Origin of the sequence: Chryseobacterium sp. C39-AII1, assembly GCF_039672645.1 — a bacterium.
Taxonomy (GTDB): domain Bacteria; phylum Bacteroidota; class Bacteroidia; order Flavobacteriales; family Weeksellaceae; genus Chryseobacterium.
The window spans coordinates 44,114-67,199 of the sequence record NZ_JBDFPQ010000006.1 but is presented as its reverse complement, the minus strand read 5'-3'; the positions used below and the strand labels follow the sequence as shown (position 1 = coordinate 67,199).

Annotated in this window: 22 protein-coding genes; 14 read left to right on the top strand and 8 right to left on the bottom strand. The window is 34.5% G+C overall.

Translation table 11 applies throughout. The features are described 5' to 3' along the window. The first annotated feature begins 19 nt into the window (after nucleotides 1-19). Nucleotides 20-412 carry a ribonuclease inhibitor gene (locus ABEG63_RS11420; RefSeq protein WP_346584888.1) on the top strand — a complete coding sequence of 131 codons (393 nt, stop codon included), beginning with the start codon at nucleotides 20-22 and terminating at the stop codon, nucleotides 410-412. A gap of 181 nt (nucleotides 413-593) precedes the next feature. Beyond that, complete coding sequence (locus tag ABEG63_RS11415; RefSeq protein ID WP_346584886.1) at nucleotides 594-1,211, top strand: GDSL-type esterase/lipase family protein; 618 nt, start codon at nucleotides 594-596, stop codon at nucleotides 1,209-1,211. A 293-nt stretch (nucleotides 1,212-1,504) separates the two neighbouring features. Here the strand turns inward: ABEG63_RS11415 and ABEG63_RS11410 are convergent, their stop codons facing one another. Beyond that, complete coding sequence (locus ABEG63_RS11410; protein ID WP_346584884.1) at nucleotides 1,505-1,858, bottom strand: diacylglycerol kinase family protein; 354 nt, start codon at nucleotides 1,856-1,858, stop codon at nucleotides 1,505-1,507. Nucleotides 1,859-2,058: 200 nt separating this feature from the next. Here ABEG63_RS11410 and dnaN point away from each other — a divergent pair, with 200 nt between their 5' ends. From dnaN to ABEG63_RS11365, 9 genes are all read left to right on the top strand, one after another. Then, nucleotides 2,059-3,189: a DNA polymerase III subunit beta gene (dnaN, locus tag ABEG63_RS11405; RefSeq protein ID WP_267402561.1), complete on the top strand. Its 1,131-nt coding sequence runs from the start codon at nucleotides 2,059-2,061 to the stop codon at nucleotides 3,187-3,189. 432 nt (nucleotides 3,190-3,621) lie between these two features. Then, nucleotides 3,622-4,926 (top strand): TolC family protein, encoded by a 1,305-nt coding sequence (locus ABEG63_RS11400; RefSeq protein WP_346584881.1) that lies wholly within the window; start codon nucleotides 3,622-3,624, stop codon nucleotides 4,924-4,926. Nucleotides 4,927-4,951: 25 nt separating this feature from the next. Further along, on the top strand, nucleotides 4,952-6,208 hold the full coding sequence (locus ABEG63_RS11395; protein WP_346584879.1) for an efflux RND transporter periplasmic adaptor subunit: 1,257 nt from the start codon (nucleotides 4,952-4,954) through the stop codon (nucleotides 6,206-6,208). A 48-nt stretch (nucleotides 6,209-6,256) separates the two neighbouring features. Further along, nucleotides 6,257-6,994 carry an ABC transporter ATP-binding protein gene (locus ABEG63_RS11390; RefSeq protein ID WP_346584877.1) on the top strand — a complete coding sequence of 246 codons (738 nt, stop codon included), beginning with the start codon at nucleotides 6,257-6,259 and terminating at the stop codon, nucleotides 6,992-6,994. 135 nt (nucleotides 6,995-7,129) lie between these two features. Then, a complete protein-coding gene (locus ABEG63_RS11385) occupies nucleotides 7,130-8,347 on the top strand; it encodes an ABC transporter permease (protein WP_346584875.1) in 1,218 nt (405 codons plus the stop codon). Nucleotides 8,348-8,507: 160 nt separating this feature from the next. Continuing rightward, nucleotides 8,508-9,539: a histidine kinase gene (locus tag ABEG63_RS11380; protein ID WP_346584873.1), complete on the top strand. Its 1,032-nt coding sequence runs from the start codon at nucleotides 8,508-8,510 to the stop codon at nucleotides 9,537-9,539. A 3-nt stretch (nucleotides 9,540-9,542) separates the two neighbouring features. Beyond that, entirely contained in the window at nucleotides 9,543-10,268 is a 726-nt protein-coding gene (locus tag ABEG63_RS11375; RefSeq protein WP_346584871.1) for a LytTR family DNA-binding domain-containing protein, read from the top strand. Nucleotides 10,269-10,470: 202 nt separating this feature from the next. After that, nucleotides 10,471-12,873 carry a phenylalanine--tRNA ligase subunit beta gene (gene pheT, locus ABEG63_RS11370; protein WP_346584869.1) on the top strand — a complete coding sequence of 801 codons (2,403 nt, stop codon included), beginning with the start codon at nucleotides 10,471-10,473 and terminating at the stop codon, nucleotides 12,871-12,873. A gap of 246 nt (nucleotides 12,874-13,119) precedes the next feature. Further along, nucleotides 13,120-13,530: an META domain-containing protein gene (locus ABEG63_RS11365; protein WP_267402569.1), complete on the top strand. Its 411-nt coding sequence runs from the start codon at nucleotides 13,120-13,122 to the stop codon at nucleotides 13,528-13,530. A 51-nt stretch (nucleotides 13,531-13,581) separates the two neighbouring features. Here the strand turns inward: ABEG63_RS11365 and ABEG63_RS11360 are convergent, their stop codons facing one another. From ABEG63_RS11360 to ABEG63_RS11330, 7 genes are all read right to left on the bottom strand, one after another. Beyond that, the gene (locus tag ABEG63_RS11360; protein WP_267402570.1) at nucleotides 13,582-13,824 is read right to left on the bottom strand and encodes a hypothetical protein; all 243 of its coding nucleotides are present in this window, start codon (nucleotides 13,822-13,824) and stop codon (nucleotides 13,582-13,584) included. Nucleotides 13,825-13,862: 38 nt separating this feature from the next. Further along, a complete protein-coding gene (locus ABEG63_RS11355; RefSeq protein ID WP_346584866.1) occupies nucleotides 13,863-15,146 on the bottom strand; it encodes a hypothetical protein in 1,284 nt (427 codons plus the stop codon). Nucleotides 15,147-15,255: 109 nt separating this feature from the next. Then, on the bottom strand, nucleotides 15,256-16,146 hold the full coding sequence (locus tag ABEG63_RS11350) for a 3-hydroxybutyryl-CoA dehydrogenase (RefSeq protein WP_346585131.1): 891 nt from the start codon (nucleotides 16,144-16,146) through the stop codon (nucleotides 15,256-15,258). Between the two features lie 23 nt (nucleotides 16,147-16,169). Beyond that, the gene (locus tag ABEG63_RS11345) at nucleotides 16,170-16,580 is read right to left on the bottom strand and encodes a hypothetical protein (RefSeq protein ID WP_346584864.1); all 411 of its coding nucleotides are present in this window, start codon (nucleotides 16,578-16,580) and stop codon (nucleotides 16,170-16,172) included. Nucleotides 16,581-16,633: 53 nt separating this feature from the next. Further along, a complete protein-coding gene (gene bla-A, locus ABEG63_RS11340; protein ID WP_346584862.1) occupies nucleotides 16,634-17,509 on the bottom strand; it encodes a CGA/CIA family class A beta-lactamase in 876 nt (291 codons plus the stop codon). Nucleotides 17,510-17,573: 64 nt separating this feature from the next. Beyond that, complete coding sequence (locus ABEG63_RS11335; RefSeq protein ID WP_346584860.1) at nucleotides 17,574-19,304, bottom strand: cellulase family glycosylhydrolase; 1,731 nt, start codon at nucleotides 19,302-19,304, stop codon at nucleotides 17,574-17,576. Nucleotides 19,305-19,539: 235 nt separating this feature from the next. Next, a complete protein-coding gene (locus ABEG63_RS11330) occupies nucleotides 19,540-20,502 on the bottom strand; it encodes a Gfo/Idh/MocA family oxidoreductase (RefSeq protein ID WP_267402575.1) in 963 nt (320 codons plus the stop codon). Between the two features lie 134 nt (nucleotides 20,503-20,636). Here ABEG63_RS11330 and ABEG63_RS11325 point away from each other — a divergent pair, with 134 nt between their 5' ends. From ABEG63_RS11325 to ABEG63_RS11315, 3 genes are all read left to right on the top strand, one after another. Further along, a complete protein-coding gene (locus ABEG63_RS11325) occupies nucleotides 20,637-21,290 on the top strand; it encodes a protein-L-isoaspartate(D-aspartate) O-methyltransferase (protein WP_267402576.1) in 654 nt (217 codons plus the stop codon). Nucleotides 21,291-21,476: 186 nt separating this feature from the next. Then, nucleotides 21,477-21,896, top strand: a complete 420-nt coding sequence (locus tag ABEG63_RS11320; protein WP_346584857.1) for a DUF1801 domain-containing protein — start codon at nucleotides 21,477-21,479, stop codon at nucleotides 21,894-21,896. A 151-nt stretch (nucleotides 21,897-22,047) separates the two neighbouring features. Further along, the gene (locus ABEG63_RS11315) at nucleotides 22,048-23,025 is read left to right on the top strand and encodes a D-glycerate dehydrogenase (RefSeq protein ID WP_346584855.1); all 978 of its coding nucleotides are present in this window, start codon (nucleotides 22,048-22,050) and stop codon (nucleotides 23,023-23,025) included. Nucleotides 23,026-23,086 lie beyond the last annotated feature (61 nt).

Below are 23,086 nucleotides of genomic sequence, written 5' to 3'. Positions count from 1 at the left end.
TTTTCTTGTATCTTTAAATATGCAATTGAATAATTCAAATAACAATAAAAAGAAAATGACGGTCATCAATGGCGGTCATTTTTCAAATCTGGAAGGTTTCTACGAAGAAATTTCGCAGCTTTTTATGAAAGATGAAGGCTGGAAAGTAGGAACGTTGGACGGTTTTAATGATATTTTATATGGAATTGATTCAGATATAATCTGGAAGAATTCTCAAAAATCAAAAGAGGATTTGGGGTTTGAACTAACGAAAGAATTCTACGAAAATAAAATCAGAATCGGTAAGCCTTTCAATGTAGAATTAATTCAACAAAAGCTGGATGAATTAATCGATGGAAACGGACAAACTCTATTTGAAATTTTAATTGAAATTATAGAATCACATAAAAATATTACACTAATTTTGGATTGATTTTTATCTTAAACCATTAAGATTTTATTTAAAAAGTTTAGGCTAATTAAGTTTAATATTACTGTAAATATAAAACAGTTAGTATTAGCGATGTCATGCTGAGCGAAGTCGAAGCATCTCAATAATAACAAATTAGTTCAAATTAAAAATTCAAAACAATTTAAAAAAGTAAATGAAAAAAATGAGGTACGGATTATTTTTCGGCGACAGCATTACTTACGGAGAATACGACGGTGTATTTGGCGGTTGGGTAGATATTCTGAAAAGGTATGCGCTACAGAAATACAATGAGGGAAGCAATGAACTGATTATTTACAATCTCGGAATCGGTGGCGAAACTACAGAAGGTCTGCTTAAAAGAATTCCTTATGAAATGGCTGCCAGAAATTCTCCTGAAGGAAATATTGTTTTCATTGGTTACGGAGCCAATGATTTAGCTGTAAAAGAGGGAACCCATTTGATAAATCCGGAACAGTTTAAAGCTAATATTTTAACCGCTGTTGAACAGACAAAACAATATGCACAAGATATTTATTTGGTTAGTATTCTTCCGATTTCTAAAAATATAGATGGAGTTATGGTTGCTTCCGGAAAGTTGAGGTCGACAGAAGAAATTTTAAAATACAATGAGATTCTTAAAGAAATTTGTATTGAAAAGTCTTTGAATTACGTTGATTTTTACTCCGGATTTGTAGATGATAAAGAAATTTTGCTTTCGAAAGACGGCGTTCATCCCAATGAAAAAGGATATGGGGTGATGGCTGAAATTGCACTTCCTGTTATTGAAAAGTATTTATAATATTTTTTTTATTTTTCTAAGTAAAGTGAATTTTATTCACTAGTTTTATAAATGACAAATTAAAATATACTATGAAAAATTTGAAAAAACTTAAAAGACAAGAGTTAAAAAGTGTAAAAGGGGGAATTGGCATTCCATCGCGAATTATTTATCCAACCGACGAGAATGGATATTGTAGTACCTCTCCTTATATATCTTATTGTGCAAAATTTGATGGTTGCATGACACAAGAATCTTGGGATTACTACTGTAACTAAAAAGATAAGACATCTCTGAAAAGAGATGTTTTTTAATTAAAATATATATTTCCAATACACCAAAATTCCTACAACTCCCGATAAAACAGCCGTTAAAATAACCGCTCCCGCCGCAATATCTTTAATAAAACCAATTCTTTTATCAAATTCAGGCTGAATCATATCGCATATTTTTTCAATTGCTGTATTGAAAGTTTCCGCGACTAAAACCCCATAGCAAACGATCAAGATAAGAATAGTGTCAATTGTGGAAAGTTTTAAATAGAAAATCAGAAACAGATTAATCAAAAAAGCCAAAAGCTCGATTTGGAAATTTCTTTCACTTTTCATCATCAGAAAAACACCTCGGAAAGCGTTTAAAAAACTTTTATGAATAGGTGGTTTTCGCATGACAAAAATATTATTGACAAATATACTCAATTGGTCAAAAATAATTATTAAATTTAAGCTCGTAAGAATAATCTTACGGAACAAAAAAGTGGAGCAGAAGGAGTTGGAAAATTCTTTTGATGGATGTTAATAAACTCTCGTCAATATTCTTTTCAATCTATTTTCTATTTATTATATTTGTAAAAATTATTTTTAAATCTATGAAATTTATTATTTCAAGTGGTGAACTGCAGAAGGCGTTGCAAACTGTAAGTGGCGTAATATCAAGCTCTCAATCGAGACCGATTTTAGAAAACTATCTTTTTGAATTAGACGGAAACAACGTTACCATTACAGCATCTGATGGTGAGACGACTCTTGTAACTTCTCTTGAAGTAAAGTCTGATGACGCGGGAAAATTTGCTGTTCCGGCAAAGATTTTTCAGGATTTCATCAAGACTTACGGAGAGCAGCCGCTAACGTTGGTTGTAAAAGATAATGCAGAAGGAACGGGAAGTCAGCTTGAGATCTTAGATGAGAAAGATAATTTCGCGGTAGCATTAGACAACGCTGATGATTACCCTGAACTTCCGGAATTTGATGCTTCTCAGAGCGTTACAATGCCTGCCGGAGTTTTATCTGAAGCGCTTACAAATACCCTTTTTGCTACAAGTAATGATTCTCTTCGTCCTGTAATGACGGGAGTTCTTTTCCAGTTTGGAGAAAACGAAACGAACTTTGTTTCTACAGATTCTCACCGATTGGTTGTATACAAAAGACAGGATTTGATGAATGCCGAGCCAATGGAATTTATCATGCCTAAAAAACCTTTGAACATTTTCAAGAATATTTTAGCAAGCTCAAATGAAGACGTGAAAATCGACTTCAACGAGAACATGGCTAAATTTACTTTTGGCAAACATATCTGGATCTGTAGATTGATTGACGGAAAATATCCTAACTATACAGCGGTAATTCCAAAAGAAAACCCGAATGTGTTGACAATCAACAGAAATCTATTGTTGGGAGCTATTAAAAGAGCTTCTATTATGTCAAATAAATCTACCAATCAGGTAAGATTTAAACTTTCTGCAAATATTCTTCACCTTCATGCGGAAGATACAGAATATGCAAACAAGGCAGATATGCAGATTCCTTGTGACTATAACGGAGAAGATATTAACATCGGATTCAGTTCTAAATTTTTAACGGAAATGTTAACGATTTTAGGTTCAGACGATATTACAATGAAAATGTCTCAACCCAACAGACCGGGAATTATCGAGCCACTTGACGGTCTTGAAGACAACGAAAATATTTTAATGTTATCAATGCCGGTAATCGGATTGTAATTTTAAAATTAAATAATATAAAAAGAGATTGATTGTTATCAGTCTCTTTTTTTGTTTTTTAGGAGCTTAATCCCGCTCTACGCACTCGCTATTTACTTTATTTACGGCTCGGCGGCGAAGCCGCCGAGCCGTAAATAAAGTAAATGAGCTCAAACAAATGCTGCGATCGGGGCTAGGAATTCAGTCATTTCAAAAAAAAGTTTTTAGAATGATATACGATTTGTCATCCTCTTAAATCTAAACTTGAATTATAGAAAGGGAAATTATTCTTAGATTTTTCCAAAATAAGAGTTTCAAAAGAAATAAATTTAGAGAAAGCCAATGTAAATTCATCGATAAAAATACCGTTCTTCTAGAAAATTACACCGTTCGTCTAATAAAATTGATATTGGTTTCGCGATTTGGCAATTTTGTTTGGTAAAACAGACAGAAATGAAACAATATATTCTCATAGCACTTTTCGTCGGAACATTCGATTCCGCTCAAAAAATATGGACGCTTCAGGATTGTCTTGATTACGCTGTTGAAAACAACATTACCGTAAAAAAAACAGTGTTGGATAAGACAACGGCTCAACTCAATTATCAGCAGCAGAAAAACAACAAACTGCCTACCATTTATGGTTCTTCTTCTTTTGGTTTAACAAATGGTTCAAGTATTGATCCGATTACCAGTAGTTTTGTGAATCAAAATATTCTTTCCAACAGTTTTGGGATCTCAGCCAATGCGGTGATTTATCAGGGAAATAAACTGAATCTTCAGATCGAACAGAATAAAATTTTGGTGGAGCAATCTTCATTGTATCAAAAACAGGCAGAAAATAATATCGTCTTGAATGTTTTGAATGCCTATCTCCAGTCTTTATATTATTATGAAGGAATTGAAATTGCAAAAAATACCGCTAGTTCTTCCGCGCAGGAATTAAAACTGACACAGGTTAAGTTTAAAAACGGAGCCATTTCAAAGCTGGAATTGGCTGATGTTGAAACTCAGGATGCCCAGAATCAATATACGGTGGTGAATAATGAAAATCTTTACAATCAGCAGGTTTTAAAATTGAAACAGCTTCTTGAACTCGATCCGATTGTTGATTTTCAAATTGAAAAAATAAATCTTACGGATTTGGAGGAAACAATTCCGGACAAGCAACAGGTTTTTGCCCAAGCTTCTGAAAACCTTCCGGATTTAAAGATTTATGATTATCAAAATGAAATTCTTAACAAAGCTTTAGCGATTACGAAAGCAGGTTACCTTCCGACACTTTCGGCAACAGCAGGCCTGAATACGGGATTTACAAGCACTCAGGATTACAGTTATTTTAATCAGGTGAAAAACAATTTCAATAAATCGGTTGGTTTATCCTTAAACATTCCCATTTTTTCTAAAAAACAGAATGATACGAATGTAAAACTGGCAAAAATCGATATTGAGCAGAATCAATTAGATAAAATAAGTGCAGGTAAAACATTGTATTCAAGCATTGAAACGGCTTGGCAAAATGCTATCGCCAATCAGGCTCAGCAAAAATCTTCAAAAGTGACAAGAGACAATGCAAAACTTGCTTACGATTTGGCCAACAAGAAGTTTGAATTCGGAGGGTTAACGACAACGGAATTGTCGGTGAGCAGAAATACTTATTTAACGAATGAACAAAGGTATTTACAGTCAAAATATATGGCTGTTTTATACACGCAGCTTTTGAATTTTTATCAGGGAAAAACTTTAACAGTAAACTAAAATAACAGAATAAAATATTATCAAAATGAATCCGAAATATAAAAAATACTTTAAAAATTCTGCTATTACTTTAATTATAGTGATTGCTGTGGTTTTTGCTTACAGATATTTTACGCAAAAAGAAGATCCTAAAATTTCTGTTGAGACGGTGAAAATGACCAAGCAAAACATTACCACTTCGGTAACGGCTACAGGTACTGTGGAACCTGTAGATCAGGTGGAAGTGGGAACACAGGTTTCAGGGATTATCAATCATATTTATGTGGATTATAATTCTCAGGTTAAAAAAGGACAGCTTTTGGCAGAATTAGACAAAACAAACCTTCAGGAGTCTGTAAATAATGCAATGGCTCAGTATAATGCGGCTTTGAATGAGCTTAATTACTATCAGCAAAATTATAACCGTCAAAACAGTATGTTTAAAGCAGGGGTTATTAGTAAGGCAGATTACGAACAGGCGGCTTATCAGGTTAAAAACTCTCAACAGACGGTAAGCCAAAAACAAACAGCATTAGCACAAGCAAAAACGAACCTAAGTTATGCCAATATTTATGCGCCGATTGACGGAATTATCCTAAGCCGTGAAGTGGAAGAGGGACAAACGGTAGCGGCAAGTATGACGACACCGACGTTGTTTACTATTGCTAAAGATATCACAAAAATGCAGGTGGAAGCCAATGTAGATGAAGCTGATATAGGTGGTGTGGAAGTGGGGCAACGTGTGACGTTTACCGTTGATGCTTTTCCTCAGGAGGAATTTAACGGAAAGGTTCGTCAGGTGAGATTAGCAGCAACTACGGAATCTAATGTGGTAACGTATACCGTGATTATAGATGCCGATAATTCTGAACAGAAATTAAAACCTGGATTGACCGCAACAATAACCATTTTTACGCAGGAACTTAAAAATATTAATACAATTCCTGCAGGAGCAATTAGCTTTAGTCCAGATGCTGAAACTTTACAGAAATATTATCTCCAAAACGAACTGACTGCTAAAATTCCTGAAATTAAAACAGGGAAGAACAAAGAAAAGTATGTATGGATTAAAAATAAAGACAATACTTTATCTCAAAAATTAGTGACAGTTGGTATTAATGACGGCGTAAATGTTCAGATAAAAAATGGTTTGGAAGGAAATGAACAGGTTTTAACTTCATTGGATGAACAGCAAGAAGCAGCGACGAAGTCTCAATCGGAAAACAGTCCGTTTATGCCAAAAAGACCGAGTAACAATAATAAAAAATCAAGTTCAAACCAAGGTCCACCTCCAGGAAATTAATGATTGAAACTTTTCAACAAAAAACCTTAAACCTTAAACGACGAAGGAATGAAACCAATCATCAATATAGAAAATCTGAAGCGCGAATTCAAAATGGGAGACGAGATCGTGCATGCGCTGAAGGGAATTAATTTAACGATTAATGAAGGAGAATTTGTAACGATCATGGGAACCAGTGGTTCTGGGAAGTCTACTTTTCTGAATATTTTAGGATGTCTCGATCAGCCGACTTCCGGAACGTATGAGCTAGATGGCGTTTCGGTGAAAGATTTAAATAAAAACCAGTTAGCCGATATCAGGAATCAGAAGATAGGATTTATTTTTCAGTCGTATAATTTGCTGGCGAGAACGAGCGCGCTGGAAAATGTAGAACTTCCGTTGCTTTATAATCCTAAAGTTTCGGCAGAAGAAAGAAGAGAGCGAGCGGTAAAAGCCTTGAAACAGGTGGGTTTAGAGAGCAGAATGTACCATATTCCGAGTCAGTTATCGGGAGGTCAGCAGCAGAGGGTTGCTATCGCCAGAGCATTGGTGAATCACCCAATTATTTTGCTGGCAGACGAAGCAACTGGAAATCTGGATACCCGAACATCGTACGAAGTGATGAATCTTTTTCAGGAACTGAACAATGAAGGAATTACAATCGGATTTGTAACCCATGAAGATGACATCGCCAAATTCAGCAGAAGAACGGTGGTTTTAAAAGACGGAAATATTACGGAAGACCGACTGGTTACCGAAAGATTATATGCCGCCGAGGAGCTGGCGAAGCTTCCTCCCGCAGAATAAATAAAATTCATATCATTTATTAGTTGTATATCAAACATTTGCAAGCTTCAGTAAAAAGGGAATACTGCAGAAAATGAGGATGAGTGATGAAGATGATGAGGCTTGTGAATGTTTTTATCTAAATCAAAGAAAATAATGAACTTTTTAAATTTACTTAAAATAGCCTGGAAAGCTATTCTTCTCAATAAAACTCGCGCCATGCTTACCATGCTGGGAATTATTATTGGCGTAGCTTCCGTAATTGCGATGCTTGCCATAGGCGAAGGCTCCAAGGAAAGTATCAAGAAAAATATTTCGAGCATGGGTGCGAATTTAATTACAGTTCGTCCCGGCGCCGGAATGATGGGCGGTGTGCGTTCGGATCCTTCTGCGATGCAAACGCTGACATTGGCAGATTATAATGCTTTAAAAACAAAAACGAAGCTCATTAAAAATATTTCGCCTTTGGTGAACGGTAGCGGACAGAGTATTGCAGGCTCCAACAACTGGCCGACCTCAATTTATGGAGCTTCTCCTGAATATTTAAAGATTCGCGACTGGTCTGTGGAAGAGGGTTCTATGTTTACGAAAGATGATGTGGAAGCGTATGCAAAAGTGGCGGTGATCGGGAAAACGGTTCAGGAAAATCTGTTTCCGAATGAAAACCCGATTGGGAAAATGATTCGTTTTAAAAATATTCCTTTCAAAGTGATCGGCATACTTCGTGAAAAAGGTGAAAATACATTCGGTCAGGATCAGGATGATATCATTATTGCACCTTACACTGCGGTTCAGAAGAGAATTTTAGCGCAAAAATATTTACAATCTATTGTGGCATCATCGCTGAGTGAAGAAGATTCTGAAGCTGCCGTTAATGAAATTAAAACCATCATGGAAGATCAGCACAAGATAAAACCTGATGAAGATAACGATTTTAATGTGTCTTCTCAGCAGGAAATTATCTCTACATTTAGTTCAACAAGTGAAATGCTGACCGTTCTTTTGGTCGCGATTGCCAGTATTTCCCTAATTGTTGGTGGAATCGGAATTATGAATATCATGTATGTTTCGGTGAAAGAAAGAACAAAGGAGATTGGTTTGAGAATGGCTATTGGAGCCAAAGGAAATGATATTCTGATGCAGTTTTTAATTGAATCGGTGCTGATTAGCATTACAGGCGGTGTTTTAGGCGTTGTTATCGGGTTAGTTGCGACGTTTTGTGTAAAACAATTTGCGGGTTGGCCCGTTAGTATTACAATGAGCTCTATTGTGATCTCATTTGCGGTATGTACGGTAACGGGTGTCTTTTTTGGATGGTATCCGGCGAGAAAAGCAGCTCAGGCAGATCCTATCAATGCCCTGAGATACGAATAAAATGAGAATTTTAATGTTGAAAAGTAGAGGGAAATGGTAGAGAAAATTTTAAATTCACTTCTTCAAAGATTTCATAAATCGACGATTTTTAATGGTTTGAATAAGTTTAAATTTTAACCAATGAAAGGTTTTAGAGTAATTAAAATGATAATGAATTGTTATGATTAATATTAAAAGTAAAAAGCTGGAAATCAGCATTCATCTGTTGATATGGCTGGTTCTTTTCTTTCTTCCTGCAGCATTTTCGCTGGGGTCAGACGGAAATTGGCTGGAGCTTTTCAAGCACTTTTGGCTGCAACTGTTCTTTTTGGCAGTTATTTTTTACATTAATTATTTTTTTCTTATCAATTGGCTGTATTCAGATAAAAAAATTCGTTTTCTCATCATCAATATTCTTCTTATTATAGCTTTGATTATTCTGAAACAGCAGATTTTTGAGCTTATCGAAGATCCTAAACCCAAAGGTGGCGGTGGAAGAAGACCTCCTGAAATATTCATTTATTTCATGGATTTTATGATTTATCTGATTCCCATTGCATTTTCCGTTGCCATCAATTCTGGACAGAGAATGAAGCAGGCCGAAGAAATGAAGCGTGAAGCGGATAATATAAAACTGAAATCTGAACTTCAGCATCTTAAATATCAGTTGCAGCCGCATTTTTTCTTTAATGCATTGAATAATATTTATTCATTGATTGATTTTGCGCCTGATAAAGCAAAACAAAGCATCCACAGTTTGAGTAAACTGATGCGCCATCTGTTATATAAAACGGATGTTGAAAAGATCACACTTTCCGAAGAAATTGATTTTTTGAATAAATATATTGAACTGATGACGCTTCGTCTGAATGATAATACGAAAGTCTATACGAGTTTCCCTTCAAAAATTCCTAACTTGGAAATTGCGCCTTTGCTTTTTATTTCTGTGGTGGAAAATGCTTTTAAACATGGAGTTTCGGCAACACAACATTCAGATATCAGCTTTAAAATGGAAATTAATGAAGAGGAAGAAATTCTTTTTATGGCTTCAAATTCTAATTTTCCTAAAACTGATACCGATAAAAGCGGTTCAGGAATCGGCGTTGAAAATCTCAAGAAAAGACTAAATTTACTGTATCCTGAAAAATATGAGTTCCATTCTCATCTTAACAACGGAATGTATATTGCGGAAATGAAACTGAAAATCAAATAAAAGATGAAAAAAATAACCTGTCTGATTGCTGATGATGAACCGATGGCTTTACATCTAATTGAAAGTTATGTTTTGAAAACTCCATTTCTGGAGCTGAAAGCCAAATGTAACAATGCGGTAGAAGCGATGAGGTTTTGCGATGAACAAAGTGAAATAGACCTTTTTTTTCTTGATATTCAGATGCCTGATCTTACCGGATTAGAATTTTCAAAAATGATCCCAGCGCGAAGTAAAGTGATCTTCACGACGGCTTTCGAACAGTATGCAATCGATGGCTACAAAGTAAATGCGTTAGATTATCTTCTGAAACCTTTTGATTATAATGAATTCCTTAATGCGGCTCAGAAAGCAAGAGTTCATTTTGAATCTTTACAGTCAAATTCATTTCCAAAAATAGAAAAGAAACAGGATTTTATCTTTGTGAAATCGGAATACCGACAGGTGAAAATCGATTTTTCAGAAGTGCTTTATATTGAAGGATTAAAAGATTATGTAAAAATTTACCTTAAAGATAATCCTAAACCGGTTTTAACGCTGATGAGCCTTAAAAAGTTGGAAGAAGAACTGCCTTCTGAAGATTTTATGAGGGTTCATCGGTCGTTTATTATTGGTTTGAATAAAATTGAAGCCATTGAGAGAAATCATATCGTCATCGGAAATCAGCAGATCGTAATCGCTCCAAATTATAAGAAATCCCTGATGGATTATATCGAAGGGAAAAGCCTCTAAACTATTTTTGCCTGTTCTATAACAAATAAATTTGAAATTGTTATCCCATTTAAATTTCTTTATTTCTCGAAAAAACACGATATTTGTACCGCGAAAAATTCGAGCAAAATTTCAAAATAAGTAAAGGTTTTTTTGACCTTAATAAAATGATCTGCTGAAACGACTAAGTTTCAACAGACCAATTAAAAAATAGATTGAGCAAATGAAAATATCAAACAACTGGCTGAAAGACTTTATCAAATCGGAATTGAAAACTGAAAGAATCGGTGAGTTCCTTACGGATATTGGTCTTGAGGTTGAAGGGATAGAAAAATTTGAAAGCGTAAAAGGAAGCTTGGAAGGAATTGTTGTAGGTAAGGTTTTAACTTGCGAAAAACATCCGAATGCAGACAAATTAAAGAAAACAACAGTAGATGTAGGAAACGGAAAAATTTTGAATATCGTTTGCGGGGCTCCGAATGTGGAAGCAGGTCAAACGGTTCCTGTAGCTGTTGTCGGAACTAAAATCTATGATAAAACCGGAAACTTTTTTGAAATTAAAGAAGCAAAAATCAGAAGTGAGGTTTCTCAGGGAATGATCTGCGCAGAAGATGAGCTTGGTCTTAGCGATGATCACGGTGGAATCATGGTCTTGGATGAGGAAAAATATGAAGTCGGAAAAAATTTCGCTGATTATTTTGAATTAACGAATGATGAGGTTTTTGAAATCGGTTTAACGCCGAACCGAACAGATGCCATGTCTCACTACGGTGTTGCAAGAGATTTGTATGCCTTTCTCTCTACCAATCAGCAAAAATCTACTTTTGAAAAAGTGTCTTCTGTTGCTTTGAATAACGAAGGTTCTCACGATTTCACATTAGAAGTTGAAGATTCAGAATTGTGCCCTAGATATATTGGTGCAGTGATTGAGAATGTAAAAGTTGCAGATTCTCCGTCTTGGTTAAAAAACAGATTAAAAGCAATCGGATTAAGCCCAATTAATAATGTTGTAGATATTACCAATTATATTCTTCACGGCTACGGACAGCCGCTTCATGCTTTTGATGCAGATAAAATTGCAGACAAAAAAGTGAAAGTAGGAACCGTAAAAGAAGGGACAAAATTCACGACTTTGGATGGTGTTGAAAGAACATTGAACGGTTCTGAGATCATGATCAAAGACGGAAAAGATACACCAATGTGTATTGCCGGAGTTTTCGGTGGTGCTACTTCGGGAGTTTCTAATGAGACTAAAACTATTTTCCTGGAAAGTGCTTATTTCAACCCGGTTGCGGTAAGAAAAGGAGCTAAATTCCATGGTTTAAATACAGATGCGTCTTTCAGATTTGAAAGAGGTGTTGACCCTAATATTACAAGAACGGCAATCACACATGCTATCAAATTGATTCAGGAATTAGCGGAAGGACAATTGGTTGGTGATTTGTTAGAAGAATATCCAAAGAAACTGGAAGATAATTATGTGATCATCAGATTCTCAAAAATCGAACAGATTTTAGGAACAAAAATTCACAGAGAGAAAGTAAAAGAAATTTTGAAAGCGTTGGAAATTCAGGTTTTAAACGAAATTCAGAATGGTCTTGAGATTTCAGTTCCGGCTTACAGAGCAGATGTGACTAGAGAAATCGACGTTATTGAAGAGATTTTAAGAATTTACGGATATAATAAAATTGATGCTCCGCAGAAGATTTCGTTCACGCCTGTAAAATTAAGTGCAAACGATCAGGATGAACTGGAAAATAACTGGGCAAGAACTTTGCAAAGTTTAGGTTTCAACGAAGTGATGAACAACTCATTAACTTCTGTAAAAGATGAAACGGATGCTGTAAAATTATTAAATCCTTTGAGCGGTGATCTGGCAATTATGAGAAAGTCTTTATTAGAAGGTCTTTTGCAAAATGCGATCTACAATATCAATAGAAAAAATCAGGATATTAAGTTTTTCGAATTCGGAAAAATTTACCATAAAAGAGAGAAATACGAGGAAAGAAAACAATTGGCAATCCTTATTTCCGGTAGAGAAGTTGCTGAAAACTGGTTGCAGCCAAAATCTGCTACAAGTTTCTATAACTTAAAAGCTTATGTGAAAGTTTTATTGGAAAGATTAGCAATTGATTTTAAAGAAGTTGCTTTGTCTGACGAAAGATTTTCTGATGCATTGGCGTATGAAGTTGATGGTAAATCTTTGGTAAGAATCGGAAAAGTGGCTCCTCAGTTAATGAAAGATTTTGACATCGATCAGGAATGTTTCTATGCTGAAATCGAGTTAGAATATGCTCAGGAATTGCGTTCTAAAAACGAATTGAAGTTTAAGGATATTCCTAAATTCAACAAAATCAGAAGAGATTTAGCATTATTGATTGATAAGAATGTAAACTATCAGGATCTTTATCAGACGGCTAAAAAGAACAAATCTCCTTATATTAAAAATATCAACTTGTTTGATGTTTATGAAGGAAAAAATCTTCCTGAAGGTAAGAAATCTTATGCCATGAGTTTTGAACTTCTAAATGAAGAAAAAACATTGGAAGAAAAAGAAATTGCTTCTGTAATGGATTCTTTAATCAAATCTTTTGAAAAAGAATTTGATGCAGAATTAAGAGGATAATTTTTATTAAAATATATCATAGAAACGGGCTTTTAAAGTCCGTTTTTTGTTTTTATATTATAACTTGTTGATAGTATTAGAAATGTCCTGCTGAGCCCGTCGAAGCATCTAAAATTTACACTCTTTTTTCTGATCTTCTAAAGAAATTTTTCAATGAAAAATAATCTTAAAAGAATAATAAAATTCACCGAAAACCGTTTAAATAATTTAATTTACGTAAATTTGGTTTAAATCAATAAAGGAAAAATGAAAAATCTTTTTTTAAGTATAGGTGCGGCTGTGGTTTTGGCATCATGTGGGACAATGACGAGTGCTTCGGCTTCTAAAGTTGGTAAAGCACAACCTTCATTATCCAGTACAAAATGGACTTTGGCTGATAATGTGAAAGGTAAAGTTCCGTCACTTAATATTGAAGGAGAAAAAATCAGCGGAAATGCAGGATGTAATAATTATTTCGGAACTGCAAAAGTAGACCCTTCAAGCGGTAATTTTTCTGCAGGTGCATTAGGATCAACAAAAATGGCTTGCGACAACATGAGCGTGGAGCAAAACTTCATGGATATGGTTGGGAAAGCTAACAAATATGTAGTTTCAGGAAATACTTTGGAACTGTATAAAGATAATCTTTTACTATTGAAATTCAATAAAGCAGAATAAAAAAACAAAAGGAACTCAATTTGAGTTCCTTTTTTATGTTTTGATTGTTAATTATTCTTCGTCCTCCTCTTCGTCGTACTTAGCTAATTCTTCATCACACCATTTGAAAGCAGCTTCTACCACTTTAGTAGCCTCATCTGCCATCGTTTCTTCATCATCACCTTCCAAATCATCTAACCACTCAACTTCTTCTTCCTCTACGTTTAAGATAAATCTTGGGTATTCTGTATGAACCACGAATAAATCTTCTGGAAATTCCGAATTATCTGCTAATAAAAACTTTGGTAATTTCATTTTTTTAATGTTTTAACTTTAAATCAAAGATAATAAAATTATTGATATTTGTTCTTGTCGATTTTAATTTTTTGTAAAACTTTGTAACGCGTTAAGGTAGTTCTCTTAAGACTGTCTTCCGGTTTGAAAGTTACCCTGATTTGTGGGTTTACGGTACTCAGCAATTCCGCAACCTGAATTTTTTCAAGGTCTTCTTCTGTTTCGAGATAAAATTGTAAAGGAACCTTATCTAATTTTTCAGCCTGTAAAAACTCCTTTGCTGCTTTTCTGTTTTCAAGATAATTTCCCTTGGAAAGCCATGTGAAGATCATCCCAGTCATTAAACTTAAAAATCCGATCACATACACTTTTGTATTAAAGATTTGGAACATTTTTTTGAAATAAACCAACCATATCGGAAAGCTGAAAGGCGCCATCAATCGATAGTCTATCGCATTTACAGAATAAAAATATTGTACAAAATAAGAGCACGCAATAGCAGAAACTCCAATTACGATGAAGAAAGATTCTGTATTTGAAAGTTTTTTCTTTATAAACAAGAATATGATTAAAAGTATATTTAATAATCCGATTCCGTAAATTCCATAATTAACGATTCCTCCTCCCGGATTTGCAATATGAACAAAAGGATTAAAAGTAGTACATAAACCCTGAAATAATTGAACCAAAAGCTCAGGAGTAGTATGCAATCCCATATTGAGGTTTTGCCCAATATAATCTTCGTTAAAATAGTCAATAAAGAGAAATTTATACAGAACAATAAAAATAAAACCGATAATTCCTGAAATGATAAAACTTGAGGCAAATTTTCTTTTCCAGTAAAGCAATCCGAAAAGTCCGGTTCCTCCCACAATGAAAAGTCCGGTATATCGAATGTTATAAATGGCAATTAAACTTAATGAAAGATAAATAATACCTTCTAATTTCCCGATTTTATCCTTAATAACAAGCATGGATGAGTAGAGTAGAAGCAGTACAAAAGGCAATGTTAATGCCTCGCTCATCGTAAAAGAGTAAATAGATAAAAAGCTGAATAATGAGCTTACAACAATCGCTTCTTTGAAATAAAAATTTTTCTTCCAGGCAAAGAGAATGATGAAAAGAAATGCTAAAATTCCCATGAGTTTACTTCCCCAAAATTCATCAAAACCAAAAAAAGTGAAAAATTTGATTGCTGCAGGATAACCCGCCGGAGTAATGGTATTATCAATTTCCGGAAGTCCGTGAGCAAATCTCATATATCGTATAGAATCCGGGCTTACTCTTCCTTTTTCGTTCAGTAAAAAACGTAAAATGGTCATCACTAAAGTAATGATGACCATTGATATTTGTATATATTTTTCTTTAATTTTTATCAAGGTTGCAGTTATTAGGTTAGAGATTGCGGGTTTTGTGGCCCAAATTTATAACTTATAAAGCACAACTTAAAAATTATTTTGAAAACATTTTTGCTACTTTTTCTGCTTTTTTACTTTCAGAGTAGTCATAAAAACCTTCGCCTGATTTTACGCCTAATTTCCCTGCCATTACCATGTTTACCAATAATGGGTTGGGTGCATATTTCGGATTTTTGAAACCGTCATACATCACGTTTAAGATCGCTAAACAAACATCAAGACCGATAAAATCTGCCAATTGAAGAGGTCCCATCGGGTGTGCCATTCCCAATTTCATTACCGTATCAATTTCTTCAACTCCTGCCACGCCGTTGTAAAGCGTTTCGATAGATTCGTTGATCATTGGCATTAGGATTCTGTTGGCTACAAATCCTGGATAATCATTTACTTCCACAGGAACTTTTCCTAAAGTTTTGCTCATTTCGTAAATTAATTCAAAAGTTTCTTTAGAAGTAGAATATCCCTTTATAATTTCAACCAATTTCATGATTGGAACGGGATTCATAAAGTGCATTCCGATTACTTTATCTGCCCTTTTGGTAGCGGCAGCAATTTTGGTAATAGAAATAGAGGATGTATTGGTTGCCAAAATACAGTTTTCAGGTGCAAATTCATCCATCTGACCGAAAATTTTCAACTTTAATTCCTGATTTTCAGTAGCTGCTTCCACGATAAGATCCGCAGATCCTACAGCATCTTGTAAAGCCGTGAAAGAGGTGATATTTCCTAAAGTTTCTGTTTTTTGTTCTTCTGTAAGGTTACCCTTTGCAATTATTCTGTCAAGATTCGTAGTAATGGTCTTTAAGCCTCTGTCTAAAGCATCTTGGGATACATCTACCAAATTTACTTTAAAACCACTTTGTGCGAAAGTGTGAGCGATACCATTTCCCATGGTTCCTGCTCCGATAACTACAATGTTTTTGATCATTTTTCCTTATTTAGTTAAAATTATTTTTTATAGATAGTTAAGTTTTTTGCGTTGGCTAGATCTTTATTGGAAACAATCGTAACCTCTTCAAAATTGACGATTCCATCCTGATTTTGCTTTCTTTTTGCATTCTGAGAAAGCACTGCAGCCTGAAGTCCTTTGATGAAAGCAGGTCTCTGTGTTTTAGAAAGAGCATCGATCCCGATATATAAATTGAATTCACCTTCTCTTCCAAGTCCAGATTGCTTCAAGACTTCAATTGATTTTATTTTGTTCTTTTTCTGAAATTGGTTTACATAATTCATTACTGGATCTGTGGACGGAGTTCCGCAACAAATGCTTCCGTACCCAATCTGTAGATAGCTTTGCCCTTTCTGCGCAAATGAAAATGCAAAACAGAAAATAGCGATTGTTAAAAATATCTTTTTCATGATAAAGTCTGCTTTTGTAAAGATTTTACTGCTTTAAAAATAAGCTTAAAATTCTATTTATTAAAATAGTCGAAAACGACTTTAGAAATATCCGAAATAACCTTGCAGTTTACCACATCAGATTCAGTGGAATTGCTTATAAATACGGCAATTGCGTAATGTTTTCCATTAGGTAGCGTCACAATTCCCATATCATTTTCAGCCACTGTCAAATCATTATCATACTTCCCGGAAGATCCCGTTTTATGAGCTGTAATTCCTTTTGGAAGCTGTTCTTTCAACTTATTGGTTCCGGTAGAAGTATTCAGCATGATATTGTACAGATAATCTGTAGATTTTTTGGAAAGTATTTTTCCGTCATAGAATTTTTTAAGCAAAGCAACCGCAGAATTGGTGGTGCTGTAGTTTTTGTATTGATTTTTCCAGTCTTTATGCATTTCGTCTTCATTTACTTTAATCTGAAAACCTTTTACACCTTTAGAATCCATGAATTTTTGAACCGTTTGAGGTCCGCCAATTAACTTCAATAAAAAATCACAACCGTTATTATCACTCCACGCAACCGTGTAATCAATGATTTCGCCTAAACTCAGCGTAATATCTCCTTTCGGATATTTCTTTTTGATGGGCGACCAGGTATTAGCTAATAATTCAGATTCTTTTAATGTATATTTCTGATTGAGCGAAAATTTTCCTTTATCTACCAAATCCAGAACCGCACAGGCAATATGAAACTTAAAAACACTTAAAGTAGGTAGATTTTTATCACCGTTCTTGTTGTATTTAAAGTTGTTTTCAAAGCCTAAAACAGAAACTCCGACGGTCGCTTTTTTATCTTTTATAATGGAATTGATTTTCTTATCTAAAACCGACTGTTGCGCGAATGTAAACATCCAAATAAAAAGAAATAACAGGCTTATTTTTTTCATAATATTTTGTTTAAAAATAAATCCCTCTTAGAAACTAAAAGGGATTTGCAATTTAAGCTATTTCTTATTTTACTTCAAAATAATTAAGGTTTACACCATCATTTTCAAAAAATATTCGGATTTTATTTTCTCCTTTTTTAAGGTTTAAACCTTTAGCAGAAACGGTTTTCCAGATTTCATTTCCGCCGGTAGAATTTAAAGAGAAAGTTGCCAGTTGTTTTCCGGAAGCATCTTCAATTCTGATCTTTGCATTGTTATTGCTCGAATATCTGATGTCAAAACCATAGGCTTTATCGGCTTTTGCATTGATGGTGTACTGAAGCCATTCTCCTTTTTCAGTTTTTCCGACATAATATTTGTTGGTGATTTTATCATTACAAAGGTAAATATCAACGCCGTCATTTCTCATCTGATTTCCTGAATTCCATTCAGATCTTTTAGCCGGATCGCTTACCCAAAGATTTACGTAATCATTATCCTGATATGCAGATCCAATTCTTCCCAAATCATATTCCGAAGCGAAAACTCTTCCCGGAACGACATGATTTTTAAATGGTTTTGTAGAGGCATCCGTTGTCTGCCTGAACATCGCATCAATCACATCATTTTTAATTTCCGTATTACTGAATTTATAATTGTCAGCAATTTTCATCAAAGCTTTTGTTGCAAATTCTTTAGATGGTTTTTCACCACCATTTTTCCAATAATCCAATAGTTTTTGATATTCAGGCGTAATTTTTACGTTTGTAATTCCGGCAATATTGTCGATTTTTTTCATTGGCCAGAACGCGTAACCTATATTATGTTTGTTCAAAAGCTGAATCAGTTCTGTAAACCAAACGTTCGAATTTTCCCCCGTTTCTCCCAGCCAAATCGGGATATTATGCTTTTCTCTTAACTCTAAAATAGGTTTCAAAGTTGCGTCATCATTATTATTCCAATATTTATGAAAGCTGAATACCAGATTTTTATCCCAAAGCGGAGTCAGCCCGTTATAATTATTTCCCCAGCCGTTTCCCTCAAGAATAACGATGTGCTTTTTATCAACCGTACGAATGGCTTCTGTAATATCTTTTTGCAGCTTCCAAAGTGGAGCATTCGACATTTCATCGGTTCCGTTCGGGTTTTTTCCTGTGAAATTAATGTTGGGTTCATTTATTAAATCATACCCACCAATCCAAGGCTCATCTTTATATCTTTCCGCTAATTTTTTCCAGAGAGCAATGGTTTTTTTCTGATTTTCTTCGCTTTCCCAAAGAGATGGTTTAGATTTATCATTATCAGAAATATTGACGTCATTTCCCTGTCCGCCAGGTACGGCGTGAAGATCGAGGATGAGATATAATTTATTGTCGGCGCACCATTTCAAAAGATCATCCGTCATTTTAAAACCTTCTTCCAGCCAGGTATTTTGTCCTTTTACAGGTTCTTTTTCAATCGGTAAAGTATATAAATTATAATGCATCGGAAGCCTGATTGAATTGAAACCTGCTTTCTTCAGAAAATCAATGTCCTGCTTCGTGATACCGTTTTTCAGATAGGCTTTGTAGAAGTTTTCCATTCCATCTCTACCGATCAGTTCAGCAATTTTTTCTTTGATTTTGTATTGCGGGCCGGCAAAGTCTGCCGTTTTCAGCATATATCCTTCCTGCAGCATCCATCCCCCTAGGCCAAGGCCTCTGAGCTGAATGTTTTCTCCTTTATCATTAACAATTTTTTGACCATCCGTTTTTAATAATTGCGATGTCCCAAATTGAGACAATAATAAAGCGGATATTAGAATGGCTCTTTTCATAGTAGTTTTAATTTATTTGAGTATTAGGGATTGTTTAAAGAATGATAATTTAAAGTATTGACAAATATATTTAAAATTATTGAATGAAAATTAAAAAATAATAAAAGAAAAATTAATCCTTTGTTTTCGCTTAAATAATTAATAATTGTAAGGTTAAGTTTTGATTTAAAATAAAACAAACCGTCTACAATAGCAGACAGTCTGTGTATATTAATTTTAATATTTCGATTAAAAATTATGAAATCAGCTTCATAATTTGCAATGCTATTTTCAATGCTTCGGTTCCGTCTTCAATAGAAACTTCTACATTTTTATTTTCGGTAATAGAATCTGCGAAAGAATTTAATTCATCCAAAATGGCATTATTCGACTGAATATTTGGATATTCAAACAAAATCTGATTTTTTTCACCATCTGCATTTTCAATAATCATATCAAATGGAGTAGGGTGCTCAGGAGCATCTTTCATTCGGATCACTTCTGCTTTTTTCTCAAGGAAATCAACAGAAATATAAGCGTCTTTCTGGAAAAAACGACTTTTTCTCATCGCTTTCATCGAAATTCTTGAAGTCGTAAGATTGGCAACACAACCATTTTCAAACTCAATTCTTGCATTTGAAATATCAGGAGTTTTACTCACTACACAAACGCCGCTTGCATGAATATTTTTGACTTTAGATTTCACAATGCTTAATAAAATATCCAAATCATGAATCATCAGATCTAAAACCACAGAAACATCCGTTCCGCGAGGATTGAATTCCGCCAGTCTGTGGATTTCAATAAACATCGGTTCTTTGATGTATTCCTTTGTTGCGATAAATGCAGGGTTATATCTTTCAACATGTCCAACCTGTGCCTTAATTCCGTTTTCCTGACATTTGCGAAGAATTTCTTCAGCCTGTTCAAGCGTTTGCGTCACTGGCTTTTCAATAAAGAAATGAAGTCCTTTTTCAATCGCTTTCAATGCATAATCATAATGATAAAGCGTTGGAGTCACGATATCCAACATATCAATTTGATCCAGCAAATCATCAAAATTTTCAAAATATTTATATCCGAATTCGGCCTCTAATTTTTTTCCGTTTTCTACATCTTTATCATGGAAACCTACAAATTCATATTTATCTGATTGATTCAGAAGTCGTAAATGTATTTTTCCTAAATGTCCGGCTCCTACCAAACCTGCTTTTAACATAGCTGTATTAAATTTCTGTAAAGATAATGATTTTAGGTATTGGGCAATAGATGATAGGTTTTAGGTTGATAAATTATGAATGTTTTTTTACTTTTGTAAAAACTGTAACCTATAACTTAACAGCTACCATCTAAATGACGCAGGATTCGTTTGTACATAAAGGAAAAAGAAAGATTTTAGTAGATTATCTTCGAAACAGAATTGGGATTGCTGACGAAAATGTACTTTCGGCAATGAACCAGGTTCCGAGACACCTTTTTATCGAAAGTATTTTTGAAGATTATGCCTATGAAGACCGTGCCTTCCCGATTCTGGCACATCAAACCATTTCGCACCCATCTACCGTGGCAGAACAATCTGAACTGTTACAAGTAAGAGAAGGTGAAAAAGTTCTTGAAATCGGAACCGGTTGTGGTTATCAGACTGCTGTTCTTTTAGCAATGAAAGCCCATGTTTATACCGTTGAAAGGCAAAAAGATCTGTTTGATTTTTCAAAGAAGAAACTGCGCGAAATGCATTTGTATCCGAAATTCCAAAGCTTTGGAGATGGTTTTGCTGGACTTCCGACTTTTGCACCTTTTGACAGAATTATCGTCACTTGCGGAGCTTCCGTTTTACCAACAGAATTATTAAAACAATTGAAAGTAGGCGGAAAAATGGTTATTCCTTTAGGTCCGACCGATGAACAGGTTTTATACCGATTTACTAAAGTTTCTCCGACTGAATTTGAAAAAGAAGAATTTGGAGCCTATAAATTTGTGCCGATGTTGGGAAGCACAAACCAATAATATTGTTTAGAAACGTGAAGAATCTATAGGGAATTGGTAAGGGGGCTGGTCTCAAAAACCAGTTCTTTATCGTATCAATAGGAACGGGCTAAAGCCCGTTTTCATAATCAAATTTTCGTTGTTTGGCTTTAGCCTAAACTTATTTTACAGGATTATTTCATAATTTTATAAGATAATTAAGGTAAAATGAATTCCGATATCCAAAATTATAATGAATCCCAATCAGAATCTGATCAGATGATTTGCGAAAAATTATCAGAACTCATCAATGAAAATCTGACTGATGCGGAATCAAAAATATGGCATGCACATCCCGTTTGGTTTCTAGATGAAAATCCAATTGTAGGTTATAGCAAGCAAAAGAAAGGAATTCGATTGATGTTTTGGAGTGGAAAATCATTTAACGAAGAATTTTTAAATATTCATGGCGAAAAATTTCAGGACGCTTCGGTTTTTTATAATGATATTGCTGAAGTGAATGAAAATGATATTAAAAGAAGTCTTGAAAAATCAAAGGAAATTCAGTGGGATTATAAAAATCTTGTCAAAAGAAAAGGAGCGTTGATTTTGATAAAAAAAATAAATATTAAGAAAGGTTCGGAATGATAATTGAATTCAAAAAAATAGAATTTATTTAATAATAATGAACTTTTTGGATGACAATCAATTTTTATATATTAAAGTTAAATAGAACCTTACTTTTTTAGGAGTGAGGTTTTTTATTTGAAAATAGTAATCAAAATAATAACAAAATAGAATGAAAGTTTTCGTAAACAAAAGAATTCCCGAGATAGGAATCAACATGCTGAAAGATGCGGGATTAGAAGTATTCATCCCCGAGCATGAGACTTTATCACATGATGAATGGCTAAGCTACTGCAAAGAAAACGATGCGATTTTAAGCGTTGGAGGTGCATTTAAATACGATCAGAATTTCTTCAACGAATGCCCGGATATCAAAACAATTGCTTTGTATTCCGTAGGATTTGATCATGTTGATATTAAAGAAGCCAACCAAAGACATATTCCGATCGGAAATACACCGGATGTATTAAGCAAAGCGACTTCCGATGTTGCCTTTTTATTAATGCAATCGGTTGCAAGAAGAGCAAGTTTTAATTTTGAGAAAGTAAAAAGCGGAAATTGGGGCGATTTTGATCCGCTTCATGCGTTAGGTCAGGAACTGTACGGAAAAACATTAGGGATTTTTGGATTGGGCAGAATTGGCTTTGAGATGGCTAAAAAGGCTCAGAAAGCATTTGATATGAATATTATTTATCACAATCGCCATCATAATGAAGAAGCAGAAAGAGAACTCAATGCAAAATATGTTTCGTTTGATGAACTCATCGAGCAGTCCGATGTTTTAAGTATTCATGCGAATTTCAGACCTGAACAGAAAGAATTATTCAATGCTTCTATTTTCGAAAAAATGCAACCGAATGCTATTTTTATAAACACGGCGAGAGGTGGTTTCCATAATCAGAAAGACCTGTATGATGCTTTGGCTGAACATAAGATCTGGGGTGCCGGACTGGATGTAACGAATCCTGAACCAATTTTCAAAGACGATCCTATTTTGGAACTTTCCAATGTTTGTGTTTTGCCACACATCGGTTCTGCAACAATAGAAGCAAGAGAGGGAATGGCGAGACTAGCTGCTGAAAATATCATTGCGTTTTCAAAAGGAGAGAAGCTTCCGCATTGTGCAAATCCTGAAGTGTATACTCAATAATGTGAATTTTACAGGCTGGAAGATGGAAGCTGGAGGTTGATTTTGAAAGACGCTTTTAAAA